Origin of the sequence: Flavobacterium notoginsengisoli (assembly GCF_014207905.1) — a bacterium.
Taxonomy (GTDB): Bacteria; Bacteroidota; Bacteroidia; order Flavobacteriales; family Flavobacteriaceae; genus Flavobacterium; species Flavobacterium notoginsengisoli_A.
Genome location: NZ_JACHLB010000004.1, coordinates 470,911 through 486,079, shown reverse-complemented (window position 1 = coordinate 486,079; position 15,169 = coordinate 470,911). Strand labels below are relative to the sequence as shown.

The 15,169-nt window shown below is 31.8% G+C and carries 17 protein-coding genes; 9 read left to right on the top strand and 8 right to left on the bottom strand.

Annotation, left to right across the window (positions count from 1 at the left end; genetic code table 11):
* Positions 1-209: 209 nt before the first annotated feature.
* The 3 genes from folP to HNP35_RS14910 are packed head-to-tail and all read left to right on the top strand — an operon-like array spanning position 210 to position 2,337.
* Positions 210-1,034 carry a dihydropteroate synthase gene (gene folP / locus HNP35_RS14920; RefSeq protein ID WP_184163606.1) on the top strand — a complete coding sequence of 275 codons (825 nt, stop codon included), beginning with the start codon at positions 210-212 and terminating at the stop codon, positions 1,032-1,034.
* A gap of 31 nt (positions 1,035-1,065) precedes the next feature.
* A complete protein-coding gene (locus tag HNP35_RS14915; protein WP_184163603.1) occupies positions 1,066-1,701 on the top strand; it encodes a toxin-antitoxin system YwqK family antitoxin in 636 nt (211 codons plus the stop codon).
* Positions 1,702-1,704: 3 nt separating this feature from the next.
* A complete protein-coding gene (locus HNP35_RS14910) occupies positions 1,705-2,337 on the top strand; it encodes a hypothetical protein (protein WP_184163600.1) in 633 nt (210 codons plus the stop codon).
* Between the two features lie 112 nt (positions 2,338-2,449).
* On the opposite strand, the gene rlmH is transcribed toward HNP35_RS14910, so the two are convergent.
* From rlmH to HNP35_RS14875, 7 genes are all read right to left on the bottom strand, one after another.
* Positions 2,450-2,923 carry a 23S rRNA (pseudouridine(1915)-N(3))-methyltransferase RlmH gene (rlmH, locus tag HNP35_RS14905; RefSeq protein ID WP_184163597.1) on the bottom strand — a complete coding sequence of 158 codons (474 nt, stop codon included), beginning with the start codon at positions 2,921-2,923 and terminating at the stop codon, positions 2,450-2,452.
* A 230-nt stretch (positions 2,924-3,153) separates the two neighbouring features.
* Complete coding sequence (locus HNP35_RS14900; RefSeq protein ID WP_184163594.1) at positions 3,154-3,456, bottom strand: antibiotic biosynthesis monooxygenase family protein; 303 nt, start codon at positions 3,454-3,456, stop codon at positions 3,154-3,156.
* A gap of 133 nt (positions 3,457-3,589) precedes the next feature.
* Positions 3,590-5,035: an adenosine deaminase gene (locus HNP35_RS14895; protein ID WP_184163591.1), complete on the bottom strand. Its 1,446-nt coding sequence runs from the start codon at positions 5,033-5,035 to the stop codon at positions 3,590-3,592.
* A gap of 239 nt (positions 5,036-5,274) precedes the next feature.
* Complete coding sequence (locus tag HNP35_RS14890; protein ID WP_184163588.1) at positions 5,275-5,559, bottom strand: GNAT family N-acetyltransferase; 285 nt, start codon at positions 5,557-5,559, stop codon at positions 5,275-5,277.
* 5 nt (positions 5,560-5,564) lie between these two features.
* Positions 5,565-5,960 carry an OsmC family protein gene (locus tag HNP35_RS14885; RefSeq protein ID WP_132990423.1) on the bottom strand — a complete coding sequence of 132 codons (396 nt, stop codon included), beginning with the start codon at positions 5,958-5,960 and terminating at the stop codon, positions 5,565-5,567.
* Between the two features lie 2 nt (positions 5,961-5,962).
* Positions 5,963-6,844 (bottom strand): pirin family protein, encoded by an 882-nt coding sequence (locus HNP35_RS14880; protein WP_184163585.1) that lies wholly within the window; start codon positions 6,842-6,844, stop codon positions 5,963-5,965.
* 255 nt (positions 6,845-7,099) lie between these two features.
* On the bottom strand, positions 7,100-8,200 hold the full coding sequence (locus tag HNP35_RS14875; protein ID WP_184163582.1) for a DNA alkylation repair protein: 1,101 nt from the start codon (positions 8,198-8,200) through the stop codon (positions 7,100-7,102).
* Between the two features lie 204 nt (positions 8,201-8,404).
* Between HNP35_RS14875 and nadC the strand changes: the two genes are divergently transcribed.
* The 5 genes from nadC to priA all read left to right on the top strand — a co-directional run bounded on the left by nadC (position 8,405) and on the right by priA (position 13,943).
* Positions 8,405-9,262, top strand: coding sequence for a carboxylating nicotinate-nucleotide diphosphorylase (nadC, locus tag HNP35_RS14870; RefSeq protein ID WP_184163579.1), 858 nt, complete (start codon positions 8,405-8,407; stop codon positions 9,260-9,262).
* Between the two features lie 95 nt (positions 9,263-9,357).
* Entirely contained in the window at positions 9,358-10,281 is a 924-nt protein-coding gene (locus tag HNP35_RS14865) for a YihY/virulence factor BrkB family protein (RefSeq protein WP_184163576.1), read from the top strand.
* Position 10,282: 1 nt separating this feature from the next.
* Positions 10,283-10,711 (top strand): DUF2147 domain-containing protein, encoded by a 429-nt coding sequence (locus HNP35_RS14860; RefSeq protein WP_184163573.1) that lies wholly within the window; start codon positions 10,283-10,285, stop codon positions 10,709-10,711.
* 13 nt (positions 10,712-10,724) lie between these two features.
* Positions 10,725-11,471, top strand: a complete 747-nt coding sequence (gene bla-B1-FLAV / locus HNP35_RS14855) for a subclass B1 metallo-beta-lactamase (RefSeq protein ID WP_184163570.1) — start codon at positions 10,725-10,727, stop codon at positions 11,469-11,471.
* 24 nt (positions 11,472-11,495) lie between these two features.
* Positions 11,496-13,943, top strand: coding sequence for a replication restart helicase PriA (priA, locus tag HNP35_RS14850; protein ID WP_184163567.1), 2,448 nt, complete (start codon positions 11,496-11,498; stop codon positions 13,941-13,943).
* Positions 13,944-13,949: 6 nt separating this feature from the next.
* Here the strand turns inward: priA and HNP35_RS14845 are convergent, their stop codons facing one another.
* Positions 13,950-14,648: a LytR/AlgR family response regulator transcription factor gene (locus HNP35_RS14845; protein WP_184163564.1), complete on the bottom strand. Its 699-nt coding sequence runs from the start codon at positions 14,646-14,648 to the stop codon at positions 13,950-13,952.
* A gap of 177 nt (positions 14,649-14,825) precedes the next feature.
* On the opposite strand from HNP35_RS14845, the gene rpsF reads away from it, so the two are divergent.
* Positions 14,826-15,167 carry a 30S ribosomal protein S6 gene (rpsF, locus tag HNP35_RS14840; protein WP_068842999.1) on the top strand — a complete coding sequence of 114 codons (342 nt, stop codon included), beginning with the start codon at positions 14,826-14,828 and terminating at the stop codon, positions 15,165-15,167.
* The last annotated feature ends 2 nt before the right edge of the window (positions 15,168-15,169 follow it).

The following is a 15,169-nucleotide window of genomic DNA, read 5'->3' as shown; positions in this document are numbered from 1 at the left end:
CTAAAATTTCTTCAAAAATAAGGATAATTTTTTAAGAGTTTCAAGTTTCAGGTTTGCTTTGTTTCAAGTTTTTTCTAAACAAAGTGTTAATGAAATTTATAATGTAAAAGTTTAAAGTTTAAAGTTTCAGGTTTCAAGTTCCTGAAATACGCAATCTGAACCAACTTGAAACCTTAAACTTGAAACAAAAAAACAAAACAACAAAACAAATGACAATTAATTGTAAAGGCAAACTTATAGATTTATCAATTCCTAAAGTAATGGGAATTCTGAATGTAACGCCAAATTCTTTCTTTGACGGAGGAAAATATAAAAACGAAGACGAAATTATTTCTCAGGTTGGTAAAATGATTTCTGAGGGAGCAACATTTATTGATATTGGTGCGTATTCTAGTAAACCAAGTGCGGAATTTGTTACAGAACAAGAAGAAATCGACCGCATTGTTCCTGCAATAGAATTGATTTTAAAGCATTTTCCAGAAGCATTATTATCGATTGATACTTTTAGAGCTGAAGTTGCCAAAGCGAGTATAGAAAGCGGTGCGGCAATCATAAATGATATTGCAGCCGGTGAATTGGACGATAAAATGTTTGAAGTAATTGCCAAATACAACGTTCCATACATTATGATGCACATGCGAGGTAATCCGCAGACGATGCAAAGTTTGACACAATACGATGATATTCTAAAAGAAATGCTTTTTTATTTCTCAGAAAAAGTGAAAAAGGCGAGAGCTTTAGGAATTAACGATTTGATTTTGGATCCTGGTTTCGGTTTTGCGAAAACAACCGATCAGAATTACGAAGTGATGCAGAAAATGGAACTTTTTAATCTTTTAGAATTACCTGTTTTGGTTGGGATTTCGAGAAAATCAATGATTTATAAAACACTTGATATTACACCGCAGGAAGCTTTAAACGGAACCACTTTTCTGAATACGATTGCTTTGACAAAAGGAGCAAAAATTCTTCGCGTTCATGATGTGAAAGAAGCGGTGGAATGTGTTACTTTGTACAATAAGATGAGTTTCTAATCTGTTTGATTTTTAACCAAACTTTAAATTTATGAAGAAACTATTTTTATTTTTTTTATTCTTTAATGCATTTCTCTCTTATAGTCAAAACTTTACTTCGATAAATGAGGAATTTGATTTTGTTTATCCTGAAAAAGTTAGCGAACCAAGTGAGCTTGAACCAAATCAAAAAATATTTAAAGATTCTTTAGAGAATGGAAAGTGGCTTGTATACAGTAAGTATGAAAATGATTACTGTGTTATTGAAGTAAAAAGAGGAAAAATTGATGGTACTTTCTTTTATAAATATCCAGATGGTAAAGTAAAGTGGAAAATTGGTTATAAAGAAGGGAAAAAAGAGGGGGTTTGGCAAAGATTTTCTGAGGATAAAATATTGATGGATGAAATTCCGTACGAGAACAATTTAGCAAATGGTCAAATAAAAAAATATAGCAACGGAGTATTATCTGGTTTTTTAGATTATCGAAATGGTATCGAAAATGGGAAATTTGTAGGGTATCATGACAATGGAAAATTGTCATTTGATGGAACTTTTGTTGATGGAAAAAGAGAAGGACAATTCTTTAATTATGATTCTAATGGCTTTTTATATCTAATTGAGTTTTATAAAGAAGGAGAGTTAAAAAAGAAGACAAAATTTAGAAAAAACAATAAAAAAGAGAAATAAAATATGAAATACTTTGCAATAATTATGTTGTTTCTTCTTTTCTCCTGCGGAAAAAAAGAAGACGTTTTACTTCCAAAATCAAGCCTAACAATAGTAAAAGACGTTCAAGATCATTCTCCAATTTACATCTTCTTTAAAACAGAAGGAAAAGATACAATCGCCGATTTGAACCGAAAAAGTGCCATCATTTCGACCAACTGGATTTTGAATATTGACAAACGTCTTCCTTTGAAATTAGTGATTCCGCAAGTAATGAAAATGCAGGATAAAAAACGTAACGAGAAAATGCATCAAAATGAAGAATCTGAAAACTATTATTCTTACGCAGATTCTGTTGGAAAGAATTTAGCTTTTCTGCCTTTTACGAAAGTGTTTTATAAAACAGAAAGGCCTGCTCAGGGAAGTTTTGTTGTTTATTTTAAAAAAGGAAAACAGCAGGTTTTTATGGGAAATCAGGAAATAAAAATTGCAGAGATTTTAAAGCAATTTTACAGTATAAAATTTAAAAGTGTACCAAATTTGGTCTTTTTGTTTGATAAGGATATGAGTTATGAAGAATATCTCCAATACAAGATTATATTGCAAAAGGAAGTAACGTACAATCTTGATAAACTTCCGATAGAATATATTTTCTAAAACTCGAAACTTTCCTTCGACTTCGCTCAGGATGACAATGTCAGGCTGAGCGAAGTCGAAGCCTTTTTTAGATAAACCTGAAACAAAAAAACTTGAAACTTCAAACAAAAAATCACTGATGATGATAAGGTTCATTCCTTAAAATCGTAAATCCGCGGTACAATTGTTCGATAAAAAATAAGCGAACCATTTGATGCGAAAACGTCATTAGCGAAAGCGAAACTTTTCCCTGTGCTTTTTTATAAACCGTTTCAGAAAATCCATAAGGACCGCCAATTACATAAACCAAAGTTTTTACGCCGGAGTTCATTTTCTTTTGTAATTCTTCAGAAAAACCTACGCTGGAGAAGTTTTTTCCATTTTCATCCAATAAAATTAATTGATCGGTTGGAGAAAGTTTTGATAATATCAATTCACCTTCTTTTTCCTTTTGCTGACTTTCAGATAAGTTTTTTACGTTTTTGATGTCGGGAATGATCTCCAGATCAAATTTGATGTAAAACGACAAACGTTTGGTATAATCGTCAATCAGAGTTTGAAGCGATTTATTATCTGTTTTGCCTATTGCGATAAGTTTGATGTTCATTGGTTAAAAGTTTTTTGCCACGAATTTCACGAATTAGCACGAATTTAATTTAAACACATAGAGACATAGTTTTTCTTTGTCTGTAAAAGGCGTTTCACTTGCATCAATGCACATAGCTTCAATTGTAATCTATGTGTTAAAATCTAGATTTTTTTCTAAATTCTTGATTCCTATTTACTTTAAAATCTATGTTTCTATGTGTTTATTTTTTTTTGCACAAAGCATAACTATTATTTTTTATTCTCGAAAACTGTTTCAAAATGTTCTACAATTGGAAACGGTTCGTAATAATGATGTAAAAGCTTTTTCCATTCCAAATACGCTTCGGAAGTTCTGAAACCGACTGTGTGATCTTCAAGCGTGTTCCAATCAACCAATAAAAGATATTTGTTTTCGACTTCAAGACATTTTTCCAAACGATGTCCTAAATAACCATCGATTGATGAAATATATTGACTTGCTTTTGCAAAATCAGCTTCAAATTGACTTGCTAATTCTGGTTTTACGAAAAGAAATACTGCTTCTAGAATCATATTTTAATTTTTTTTCACGCAGATTTTGCAGATTTAAGCAGATTTTATTTTTAATATTTTAGAAAAAAATCTGCATTAATCAGCTTAAATTTGTTTAAAATCTGCGTGAAACTTTCGCACAGATTTGAGAATTTTAGTTTTTAGAAAATTTCGCTTCAAAAGTTTTAAAACGATTGTCTAAATCTTTGATTAATTGATTTTTAACCGATGCATCCTGAATAAAACTGTAATTGATACTATTGTAAACGTATTTTTTTATCGTTTCATAATTTACGTCAGGATATCTTTTTGCCAATAAAACATATTGTTCTGTCATATTACTTCTTAAAATTCCTGCGTCGTCAGTGCTAATCACAATTGGCACATTAAAATCTTTATAAAGCGTAAATGGATGCCTGTTTTCTTTTACTTTTAAAATAAATTCGTTGCTAGTTAAGTTGATTTCAATCGGAATATTTTTTTGAGCCATATATTTCAATAAATCATACGAATTTGCTTCGTACGCCATATCAACTCCGTGACCAATTCTGTTTGCTCCAGCAACATGAATCGCATCGTTAATATGCCAAGTTAATTCTTCTGGCTGAACCAAACCTAAAGTCAATTCTCCCGCATGAAGCGTGTATTTTACGTCTGGAAATTTATCGTGGCAGTATTTAAACATGACCATGTGAAGCCAATAATCTTTCATAGAAGTTTCTCCATGTTCTGGAGAAACGATATTTACACCCGCGGTCAATTTACTTTCGCTTGACGAAATAAAAGCAATTACTAGATTTTTAAATAAATCTACAGGTTCCATAAAACGAAGAACAAAGTTTTGATAACGCATCGTAAACTTTTCATCGTCCATTTTTAGGTCTTTGTGCAGTTTTGCTAAGAAATTAGTATTGAAATCTTCAGCATATTTTTTAGCGTCTTTTTTCTGAAGTGATTTATACAAATCGTCTAAAAGTTTTAAAACTGCTTTTTCGTCTTTTTGACTTGCAGATTGTCGAAGTTTTGTATTGAAATCAGTCAAATCAGAAACATTCATATCACACGGAATTGTAGATAATTGTGTTTCTATATAAAGAACATTTTCGGCAATGGCACGTTTTTTCAATTCCAACATTCCTTCAGCAAAATGACCTTGAATTGTTGGTTCAAATTTCATGAAAGAATCAAAAAACTGATCATCAGAAGGTACAGAACCATTGTAGTCTTTAATAGACCAAGTTTGCATAATCTGCTGTTTGTAGTAATCTAACTTTTCATTTTCTAATTTTTCGGGATTTAATTTTTCTTCTTCTATTATAGTAGAGAACTTTTTCCACTTTCCTTTTGCAGGTTTTGTTTTAGAAACCGCCATAGTTTCAATATTCAAATAAAAGTCTTCTGCAATAGCTCTTTCTAAAAGAGGTTCTGCATAAACGGATCCTGAAAAGTGATGGTGTAAATCGCCTCCTTTTGGCATTTGTTGGAAGAAAGCTGTTAAGAGAGCTTCATTATTTCTGATTTTTTCTAAATAACTCTCAGCCGATTGAGAAAAGCCGATTTGTGCTATAAAAATACAGAAAAGCGTAATTATCCTTGTCATACATTAAGTTTAAATTACATGCAAATGTAGGAGTTTTGGACGAGATTTGAAAATTGAATTTCGTTGTATTGTTTTTTTAACGCAAAGAACGCAAGGTTTAATTCCAAATTTGACTTAATAGAAATGCAAAAGTTCGCAAAGCTTTGTCTGAAAAAACTTTGCGAACTTTGCGTAATTCTTTGCTTGCTTTGCGGTTAAAAAATCTTAGAACCTTAGCATCTTAGTATCTCAGCACCTTTTTAAGAAAAAAGTACATCACGTATTTCTTCAACCTTATCAAAAACACTTTTTGCAAAAGGACAAAGCGGGATAATTTTTAGATTGTTTGCTCTTGCATATTCTACCGAAGCCATAACGAGTTTTTTGCCTACACCTTTTCCGTTGAATTCGGGACTAACTTCTGTATGGTCAATAATGAATTTAGAATCACCTGCCCAAGTATAGGTCATTTTTCCAGCTTCTTTTCCGTCTTCTACAGCTTCAAAATAGCCTTTTCTTATATCGTTTATTTGTTGAATTTCCATTGTAATTATATTAATGTCGTTTTAATTTCGATTGAATGTGTCAGTGTTTTATGAATTGGACAGCTGTTTGCAATCGTTTCTAATCTTTGTCTTTGTTCTTGGTCAACATCGCCAATCACTTCAATTTTTCTAGTAAATGAGGTACAATTTCGCTCTGAATCTCTTTCGAAATCAATTTTGATGTTAATTTCTTCGACATTCCATTGTTTGCGATTAATGTACATTCGTAAAGTGATCAATGTGCAAGAAGCTAGGGAAGAAGCCAAAAGTTCGGTAGGATTTAAGCCTAAGTTTTTACCTCCTAGTTGTTGCGGTTCATCTGAAATTAAAACATTTCCGCTTGCAGAAGTAATTTCCGTACGATACAAACGTGTATCTATTTTTGCTGAAATCGTATCCATAATTATTTAATTCTTGGTTGAGGTAATGGAACAAATTCGGTTTCTCCTGGAACTTTTGGAAAAGTTTGTTCTGTCCAGTCTTTTTTAGCTTTTTCGATCAATTCTTTATCTGAAGAAACGAAGTTCCAGAAGATAAAATGTTCTTCAGGAAATGGCTGTCCGCCAAAAAGATATACAGTTGAATTTTCAGCAATTTCAAATTCACAAAGAGAAGCTTCAGTTGTAATTAAAATTTGCTTCGGATCGTAAACGTGTTCACCACTTTTAATGCTTCCTTCTAAAATATACAAACCGCTTTCACCAAATAAGTGATGCCCAATATTGATTTTTTTAGCTTCTTTGCTCTTAATTTCAATAAAATACAACGGACTATAAACAGGAACTGGAGATTTTTTGCCAAAAGCTTCACCAGCAATTAATTTGTATGAAACACCATCTTCTTCCCAAGCCGGAATATCATCTGCTTCAACATGCGTGAAATTCGGATCCATTTGTTCTAATTCTTTTGGAAGCGCTACCCAAATCTGTAATCCGTGAAGCATTTTATCTGAATGTCTTAAATATTCAGGAGTTCTCTCAGAGTGAACGATTCCTTTTCCGGCGGTCATCCAGTTTACAGCGCCTGGTTTTATTTCCAATTCGGTTCCTAAACTGTCGCGGTGCATGATACTTCCTTCAAACAAAAAAGTTAGCGTAGAAAGCCCAATATGCGGATGCGGAGGAACATCCATATTTTCGTGGTCACTTAAATGTGCTGGCCCCATATGATCGATAAAGACAAATGGTCCAACAGCTCTTTTTTCACGGAAAGGCAATAAACGACCTACCATAAAGTTGCCAATATTGGCAGCACGTTCTTCGATAATTAAACTGATATTTGACATGGTTTTTTTATTTGATTTGAAAACAAAATTACAGTTGTGGTAGAAATCTGTAACTTAATTTAGATTAAGAAAGTTGTTTTTGTTTTTTTTGTATTATAAAAGTAAGGAAAAAAATGAAGAGTCCATTTCATTATGTAGCTGTAAATCAAAACGCAATTTATGTCAGACTGAGCGAAGTCGAAGTCTCGCAAAGTGATTCAGCGCACGGGACTTCGACTTCGCTCAGTCTGACACTGCTAGATTAAGATTTTTAGTTTAATCAATCAACTCAAATTCCAGAACTTCACTCTCAGTTCCATTAATTATAATAGATAATTGATGCACACCAGTATAAAAAACTCTCGTTGTAATTAACTTAAAAGACTGATTTCTTTCAATTTTTGTTAATTGATTTGGATGATAAATCTTTTCACTGATTTTAAAAACTTTTTTAGCCAGATGTCCTTTTGCTTTTTTGTAATGAACGGCATATTCTAAACGAACTGTTTTAGCGTCTTCATTTTTATTATTTAAATGAAATTGAAACTGAAGATAATCTCCAATTTTTACTGTTGGTGTTTTAATTTCAAAAGACGAAAGTTCAATATTAGTGCTTTCTAAACCATAATGACTCAGGATTTCAGGATGTCCTTGTTTTAATAAAGTTCGGCATCCGTGTTTAATAATTCCATCTGTTTCTTTGCTGTGACCTTTCCATTTTGAAGCGATTTCCATTACAATTTGCGGATTATCTTTAGCAATATCATTTAAATTATTGGCAACACTTCTTCGAACATATTCTGAAGGATCGTTTTTTAAGTTTTCTAAAATCGGGAAAATAGAAGAGGGATCTTTCTTTAAAAACGGAATCGCCATAGCCCAAGGTAATCTCGGACGTGAACCTTCGCTTGCCAAACGACGCACGTGATGATTTTCATGCAAAGACCATTTGATCATTTCATCAATCATTTGCTCTTTGTATTTTAAAATGAAAGGACGAACGGCAAATTCACAGCTTATAAATTGTGTTACAGAAACAAAGGCTTTTTTAGAAGTTTCAAAATCTTCTAAACCATACATTTCGATATAATCGGCAAAGAAAATAAAAGCCAGATTACTGTCGGCAAAGTTGTTTTTTCTTAAATTATCTATGATTTTGTCAATTAAAGCAACAGCTTCGGGAAAATTTTGAGGCATAAACTGATGAAAAACTACTGTGGTATGTTTCATTCTTTCTTTCCATTCTTTTTGCGCAAAATTTCCATCGAAAATTGCCTCAATGAATTTTTGTTTTTCGAATGTTGGATAAACTTCAGCAACAGCTTTGCTGAAATTTTCGTAAAAAGAAACCGAGTAAATATCTTTAATTAATCCCATGATTTTTGTTTGAATGAACCTCAAAGATATTTAATTATTCTGCCATTAATAGATGAAGCATTGTTAAGAATTGTAACTTTATTTTCTTAATATCTTACAGGGTTAAAAAAGAGAGAATTAATGTTTTGCATCACTTTTCATGTTGTCTAAACTTTTAATTCCATAAAATAAATCCTAATTTAGCGTAATATTAAAAATAGAAAAATGATAAGTAAAGCTGAATTTCAAGCAGAATTACAACTTTTGATAAAAAATGCCATCAGAGAAGATGTGGGGCCTGGCGATTATAGTTCGCTTGCATGTATTCCTGATACTGCTCACGGTCAGGCAAAATTATTGGTAAAAGATCAAGGAATTATTGCAGGTGTTGAACTTGCTAAAATGATATTTGAATACGTAGATCCGAATCTGAAAGTGAAAACTTTTATTGAAGACGGAACGCATGTGGAATATGGAGAAGTTGTTTTTGAAGTTTCTGGAAGCTCTCAATCTATTTTGAAAGCAGAAAGAGTGGTTTTAAATACAATGCAACGTATGTCTGCAATTGCTACAAAGACAAATCATTTAATGCAACTTTTAGAAGGGACAAATGCTAAAATTTTAGATACCCGCAAAACAACTCCAAATTTTAGAGTGGCTGAAAAATGGGCTGTAAAAATAGGAGGAGGAGAGAACCATCGTTATGCTTTGTATGATATGATAATGCTAAAAGATAATCACATTGATTTTGCTGGAGGGATTACAAGAGCTATATCAAAAACAAAAGAGTTTTTAAAAGAGAATAATCTCGATTTAAAGATTATTGTTGAAGCTCGAAATTTGGATGAAATTAGAGAGATTTTATTGAGCGATGGAATTCATAGGATTCTGATTGATAATTTTAATTATGAAGACACCAAAACGGCAGTAAAATTAATTGGATCAAAATGTCAGACAGAATCTTCAGGAAATATTAGCGAAAAAACAGTTCGAGAATATGCATTATGTGGTGTAGATTATATTTCATCTGGAGCTTTGACCCATTCTGTTTATAACATGGATTTGAGCTTGAAAGCTTTTTAGAGAAGTTATGTCCCGAGGCTTCGGGATGAGTTATAAGTTATGAGTTAGTTTTTGGTAATCTAAAATCTAAATTCAAAAATCTAAAATCATAAAATATGTCGCAAGAGATAGAAGCTCGGATTGAAAAATTGCCTTTAATACGCAATCTGGCCCGACTTTTAAAGAAGATAAAACTCCCTTGGTTAGAGGGATTTTCTTTGTATGATTTGCTTGAAATGTACACTTTAGGAATTCTTGAAGGAGCATTTTCGTATCATGCAAGTGCGGTTTCGTTTAGCTTTTTTATGGCTTTATTTCCTTTTGCATTATTCATTTTAAACTTAATTCCGTTTATTCCGATAGATAATTTTCAGGAAGATTTTCTGCAGTTTGTGCAGCAGAGTGTTCCTCCAAATACTTTTGATGCTATTAGTAAAATTATTAGCGATATTTTAAATAATAGTCATTCTGGATTATTATCTTCTGGTTTTTTGCTTTCTATTTTTTTGATGGCAAATGGTATTAACGGAATTTTGAGTGGTTTTGAATCTTCTAAACATGTTTTTGATAAACGAGGTTTTTTTAGGCAATATTTAGTTGCATTGGCAATTTCACTTGTAATGACTATTATTTTGTTTGTTACAGTTGCCACAATAGTCGTTTTTGAGGTCTTCATTCAAAAAACAATCATTCAGGATGTGTTAAGCGACAGAATTCCATTGATTATTTTAGGTAGGTATTTATTTGTAATCTTAATGATTCTGATAACATCTTCAATATTATTGCGTTATGGTACAAAACAGTATAATAAAGTCCCATTTATTAGCATTGGATCTGTTTTTACTACAGTCTTAATTGTTATATCTTCGTTCTTTTTTGGGATTTGGGTTATAAAATTTTCAAAATATAACGAACTTTATGGTTCTATTGGGACATTATTAATTCTAATGTTTTACATTTGGATAAACTGTATGATTCTGCTTTTAGGATTCGAATTGAATGCTTCAATCAGAAAATTAAAACAAAAAAAAGAAAAATAATATGAAAAATTTGATGCTAACTATCGGAGTGTTCTTCTTTGCCCTGACCATGCAAAGTCAAAGTGTAATTGGGAAATGGAAAACCATTGATGACGAAACAGGAGAAGCAAAATCGGTAGTAGAGATTTATGAGAAATCTGGAAAAGTTTATGGGAAAGTTGTAGAAATTCTTCGTGCTGATCATAAAAAAGATGTTTGCGTAAAATGTGATGGAGCAGAAAAAAACAAACCAATTTTGGGAATGGTAATCATGAATAATCTTAAAAAAGATGGTTCTGAATATAATGGAGGAACAATTTTAGATCCTACAAGCGGTAAAAAATACAAATGTTATATCACTTTAGAATCTGCTGATAAACTAAAACTTCGCGGTTATGTTGGTGTTTCTTTGATGGGAAGAACGCAATATTGGACAAGAGTGAAAAATTAATTCAAAATAATACATGCGAAAATTAACTTCGATAATTCTGTTCTTAGTTATAATTTCAAATAGCTTTGGACAATCTAAGAATTCGCCATTACAAATAAGTCATCTTACGGGTGACTTTTATGTTTATAGGACTTTTAATAATTATAAAGGAACAAAGATTTCTGCTAACGCTCTTTATCTAGTAACAGATAAAGGTGTTGTTTTATTTGATGCGCCTTGGGACGAAACGCAATTTCAGCCTTTGTTAGATAGTATAAAGGCAAAACATCATAAAGAAGTGATTATGCTTTTTGCGACACATTCTCACGATGATCGTGCAGGCGGATTTGATTTTTATCGAAAAAAAAGAATAAAAACGTATTCGATTAAATTGACAGACGATATTCTTAAAAAAGAAAATAAACCAAGAGCAGAATTTATAATTCCGAACGATAAAACTTTTACAGTTGGGCAACATACTTTTGAAGTATATTATCCAGGAAAAGGACATGCGCCCGATAATGTTGTGGTTTGGTTTAATAAAGAAAAAGTGCTCTATGGAGCATGTTTTATAAAAAGTGCCGATGCGAAAGATTTAGGTTATTTGGGTGATTCTGATGTAAAAGAATGGAAACAATCGATTGGTAGAGTTAAATCGAAATTTAAAAATCCTAAATATATTATTCCAGGTCACGAAGGTTGGGATAATATAGAATCATTAAATCATACTTTAAAAATGGTTGATGAGTTTTTGGCTCAAAAATCTGCTGGAAAAAAGTAATTTTGCAATCCTATTATATAGTACATGTTTTTTATCGAAGTTATTTTACCGCTTTCCTCAGTCAAACCTCTTACTTATCGTGTTTCTGAAGCTGAATTCCATTTTATAAAAAAAGGAATGCGGGTGGCGGTACCTATTAAAAATAAAATCTATACAGGACTTGTTTTAGATGTTCATGAAAATGCTCCGACTTTATACGAGGCTAAAGAGATTCATGAAATTTTAGATGAAAAACCAATTGCAACCGAAATTCAGATTAAACACTGGCTTTGGATTGCTAACTATTATATGTGTGGAATCGGTGATGTGTATAGAGGTGCTTTTCCTAGTGGATTGTTATTGGAAAGTGAAACTATTATATCCTACAAACCAGATGTTGTAGTAAATGATAGTGAACTTTCTGACGATGAATTTTTAATTTACGAAGCTTTGCATCATCAGAGTTCGTTGAAGGTGCAGGAAATAGTTTCAATTTTAAATAAAAAAAATATACTTCCTACGCTTCAAAAATTAATTGCCAGAGATGTAATTTTTTTAGAAGAAGAAATCAAAGAAACCTATAAGCCAAAATTAGTTCGATATGTAAAATTACATGCAAAATACGAATCTGATACTGGTCTACAGGAATTGCTTGAGGTGCTGAAAAGTGCTAATAAGCAAAAAGAAATTGTTTTGACTTATTTTCAGCTAAGTGCTTCAGAAAAAAAGCCTATAACTGTAAAAAAACTTACCGAAACCGCTAACGTAACATCAGCAGTTGTGAAGGCTTTAATTGAAAAAGAAATTTTCGAAGAGTATTTTCTGCAGCATGATAGGGTTACTTTTAGTGGAGAAAAATCAGAAAAAGAACTTCTTTTAAGTGAAGCGCAAGAAAATGCTTTTGCTGCCATAAAAAATAGTTTTTCTGAGAAAGAAGTTTGTTTGCTTCATGGTGTAACTTCAAGTGGTAAGACAGAAATTTATATTAAATTAATTGAAGAATATCTGCAAACAGGTAAACAAGTTTTATACCTGTTGCCTGAAATTGCTTTGACTGCTCAATTGGTTTCTCGTTTGCGTCTTCATTTTGGAGATAAAGTTGCTGTTTTTCATTCTAAATATAGCAATAACGAAAGAGTTGAGGTTTGGAAGCAAACGCTTGAAAATTCTGCAAAAGCACAAATTGTAATAGGAGCAAGGTCGGCTTTGTTTTTACCATTCAATAACTTAGGATTGTTAATTGTAGATGAAGAGCATGAACAGACTTTTAAGCAAACAGATCCCGCGCCTCGATATAATGCAAGAGATGCTGCAATTGTTTTAGCGAATTTTCATAATGCGAAAGTATTATTGGGTTCGGCAACTCCAAGTATTGAAACTTATTTTAATTCGCAAGCCGGTAAATATGGTTTAGTAACGCTTTCAGAACGTTACAAGAATGTTCGTATGCCAGAGGTTGTTTTAGTCGATTTGAAAGACAAACATTTCAGGAAAAGAATGACAGGGCATTTTAGCGATCTTTTGATAGAAGAAATTGCTGAAGCTTTATCTTTAGGAGAACAAGTGATTTTATTTCAAAATAGAAGAGGATATTCTCCTATAATAGAATGTTTGACTTGCGGACATGTGCCTCATTGCCAGCAGTGCGATGTGAGTCTTACATATCATAAACATAAAAATCAATTGCGTTGCCATTATTGTGGTTATTCGATTGCAAAACCTACGCATTGTCATAGCTGTTCTAGTATAGATTTAACAACAAAAGGATTTGGAACGGAGCAAATCGAACAGGAATTGATTTCACTATTCCCAAAAGCGAAAACGGCTCGTATGGATCAGGATACTACACGTGGTAAATTTGGCTTTGAAAAAATAATAGATACTTTCAAGAATCGTGAGATTGATATTTTGGTAGGTACACAAATGCTAGCCAAAGGTTTGGATTTTGATAATGTGAGTTTAGTTGGAATAATGAATGCTGATAATATGCTACATCATCCTGATTTTAGAGCTTTTGAGCGTAGTTTCCAGATGATGACCCAAGTTGCAGGAAGAGCGGGAAGATCTGAAAAACAAGGAAAAGTTGTAATTCAGACTTATAATCCAAATCATAATACCATTCAGCAAGTTACAGACCATAATTATATAGGTATGTATAAGGAGCAATTGTATGATAGGAAAATTTATAAATACCCACCTTATTTTAGAATTATCAAGCTGACTTTAAAACATAAAGATTACGATAAATTGAAAGAAGGCTCTATGTGGTTGTATCAGGTTTTGAGTCAAAATCTAGGAATGCCAGTTTTAGGCCCAGAAGAACCAGCAATAAGTAGAATCCGAAATGAGTATATTAGAACTATCTTAATTAAGATTCCTCAGGATCTTCATTTGAGTAATACAAAAAAAACTATTCAGAAGATGCTGAATAGTTTTGAAGCTGTTGCTCAATATAGAGCTATAAAAGTTGTTGTTAATGTAGATTTTTATTAATCGTCATTAAGAAGGAGTAGAAAGTGCTTTTACTAAATCTTCTTTTTTATTTCGGCTTAAAGGTATTTTTGTAATACCAATTTCTGCAAATTTACTATTAAAGCGTTCTACCTTATCTATATTAATAATGTATGATTTGTGTACGCGTATAAATTTATCTTTTGATAAATCATTTTCAAAAGATTTCATTGTAGATAGAACAAGATTGCTGTCGTCTTCAGTAACTACTCTAACATAATCTCCAAATGCCTCAATCCATTTGATTTTTGAAGTGAAGATTTTAAGTTTTTTAAGGTTACTTTTAATGAAGATATGTTCCCCTTCTTCTTCTTTAATATCTTTTTTAAGAAGATGCATGTCAATAGCTCTTTTTACAGAAGCATTGAAACGATCTACAGCAATAGGTTTTTGCAGATAATCAGTGGCATCATAGTCAAAAGCTTTTAAAGCATATTCAGCTTTAGAAGTAATAAATATGATTTGAGGTTTAGATTTTAGTCCGTCTAGAAAATCAAAACCATTTATGACTGGCATTTCAATGTCAAGAAATATTAGGTCGATATTATTTAAAGAAATACAGCTTTTTGCTTCAATTGCATTAGAAAAATCCCCAATTAAATGCAATCCAGGATGATTATTTACCAATTTGGCAATAATCGTCCTTTGTATAGAACTATCATCTACAACAACACAGTTTAGTTTCATAACTTTAAATTTAGAATAAATTCAGGATAGCAATAGTAAAAGTAATGGTTTTTTTGGAAAAAAAACTAAAGTCGACGTATATTTTTTGCATTATGACGAATAAAAGAAAAAATAAGTTGTTTATTTAAAAATAATGATTACTTTTGCACCCAATTTTAACAAATAAATATTGTATTTATGAATCATTATGAAACTGTTTTCATTTTAAATCCCGTTTTATCTGAAGTTCAGGTGAAGGAAACAGTAACGAAATTTGAAGAATTTCTTACTAGTAGAGGAGCTGAAATGGTATCGAAAGAGGATTGGGGTCTTAAAAAAATGGCTTACGAAATCCAAAACAAAAAAAGTGGTTTTTACCATTTATTCGAATTCAAAGTAGCTGGAGAAGTTCTTTTAGCTTTTGAAACTGAATTTAGACGTGATGAAAGAGTTATGCGTTTCTTAACTGTAAGTTTAGATAAACATGCTATTTCATGGGCGGAGAGAAGAAGAGCTAAATTAAAATCTACTAAAGCGTAATT

Coding starts and splice junctions, on each gene's coding strand:
- folP (WP_184163606.1), top strand. CDS start 210: ATGACAATTAATTGTAAAGGCAAACTTATAGATTTATCAATTCCTAAA.
- HNP35_RS14915 (WP_184163603.1), top strand. CDS start 1,066: ATGAAGAAACTATTTTTATTTTTTTTATTCTTTAATGCATTTCTCTCT.
- HNP35_RS14910 (WP_184163600.1), top strand. CDS start 1,705: ATGAAATACTTTGCAATAATTATGTTGTTTCTTCTTTTCTCCTGCGGA.
- rlmH (WP_184163597.1), bottom strand. CDS start 2,923: ATGAACATCAAACTTATCGCAATAGGCAAAACAGATAATAAATCGCTT.
- HNP35_RS14900 (WP_184163594.1), bottom strand. CDS start 3,456: ATGATTCTAGAAGCAGTATTTCTTTTCGTAAAACCAGAATTAGCAAGT.
- HNP35_RS14895 (WP_184163591.1), bottom strand. CDS start 5,035: ATGACAAGGATAATTACGCTTTTCTGTATTTTTATAGCACAAATCGGC.
- HNP35_RS14890 (WP_184163588.1), bottom strand. CDS start 5,559: ATGGAAATTCAACAAATAAACGATATAAGAAAAGGCTATTTTGAAGCT.
- HNP35_RS14885 (WP_132990423.1), bottom strand. CDS start 5,960: ATGGATACGATTTCAGCAAAAATAGATACACGTTTGTATCGTACGGAA.
- HNP35_RS14880 (WP_184163585.1), bottom strand. CDS start 6,844: ATGTCAAATATCAGTTTAATTATCGAAGAACGTGCTGCCAATATTGGC.
- HNP35_RS14875 (WP_184163582.1), bottom strand. CDS start 8,200: ATGGGATTAATTAAAGATATTTACTCGGTTTCTTTTTACGAAAATTTC.
- nadC (WP_184163579.1), top strand. CDS start 8,405: ATGATAAGTAAAGCTGAATTTCAAGCAGAATTACAACTTTTGATAAAA.
- HNP35_RS14865 (WP_184163576.1), top strand. CDS start 9,358: ATGTCGCAAGAGATAGAAGCTCGGATTGAAAAATTGCCTTTAATACGC.
- HNP35_RS14860 (WP_184163573.1), top strand. CDS start 10,283: ATGAAAAATTTGATGCTAACTATCGGAGTGTTCTTCTTTGCCCTGACC.
- bla-B1-FLAV (WP_184163570.1), top strand. CDS start 10,725: ATGCGAAAATTAACTTCGATAATTCTGTTCTTAGTTATAATTTCAAAT.
- priA (WP_184163567.1), top strand. CDS start 11,496: ATGTTTTTTATCGAAGTTATTTTACCGCTTTCCTCAGTCAAACCTCTT.
- HNP35_RS14845 (WP_184163564.1), bottom strand. CDS start 14,648: ATGAAACTAAACTGTGTTGTTGTAGATGATAGTTCTATACAAAGGACG.
- rpsF (WP_068842999.1), top strand. CDS start 14,826: ATGAATCATTATGAAACTGTTTTCATTTTAAATCCCGTTTTATCTGAA.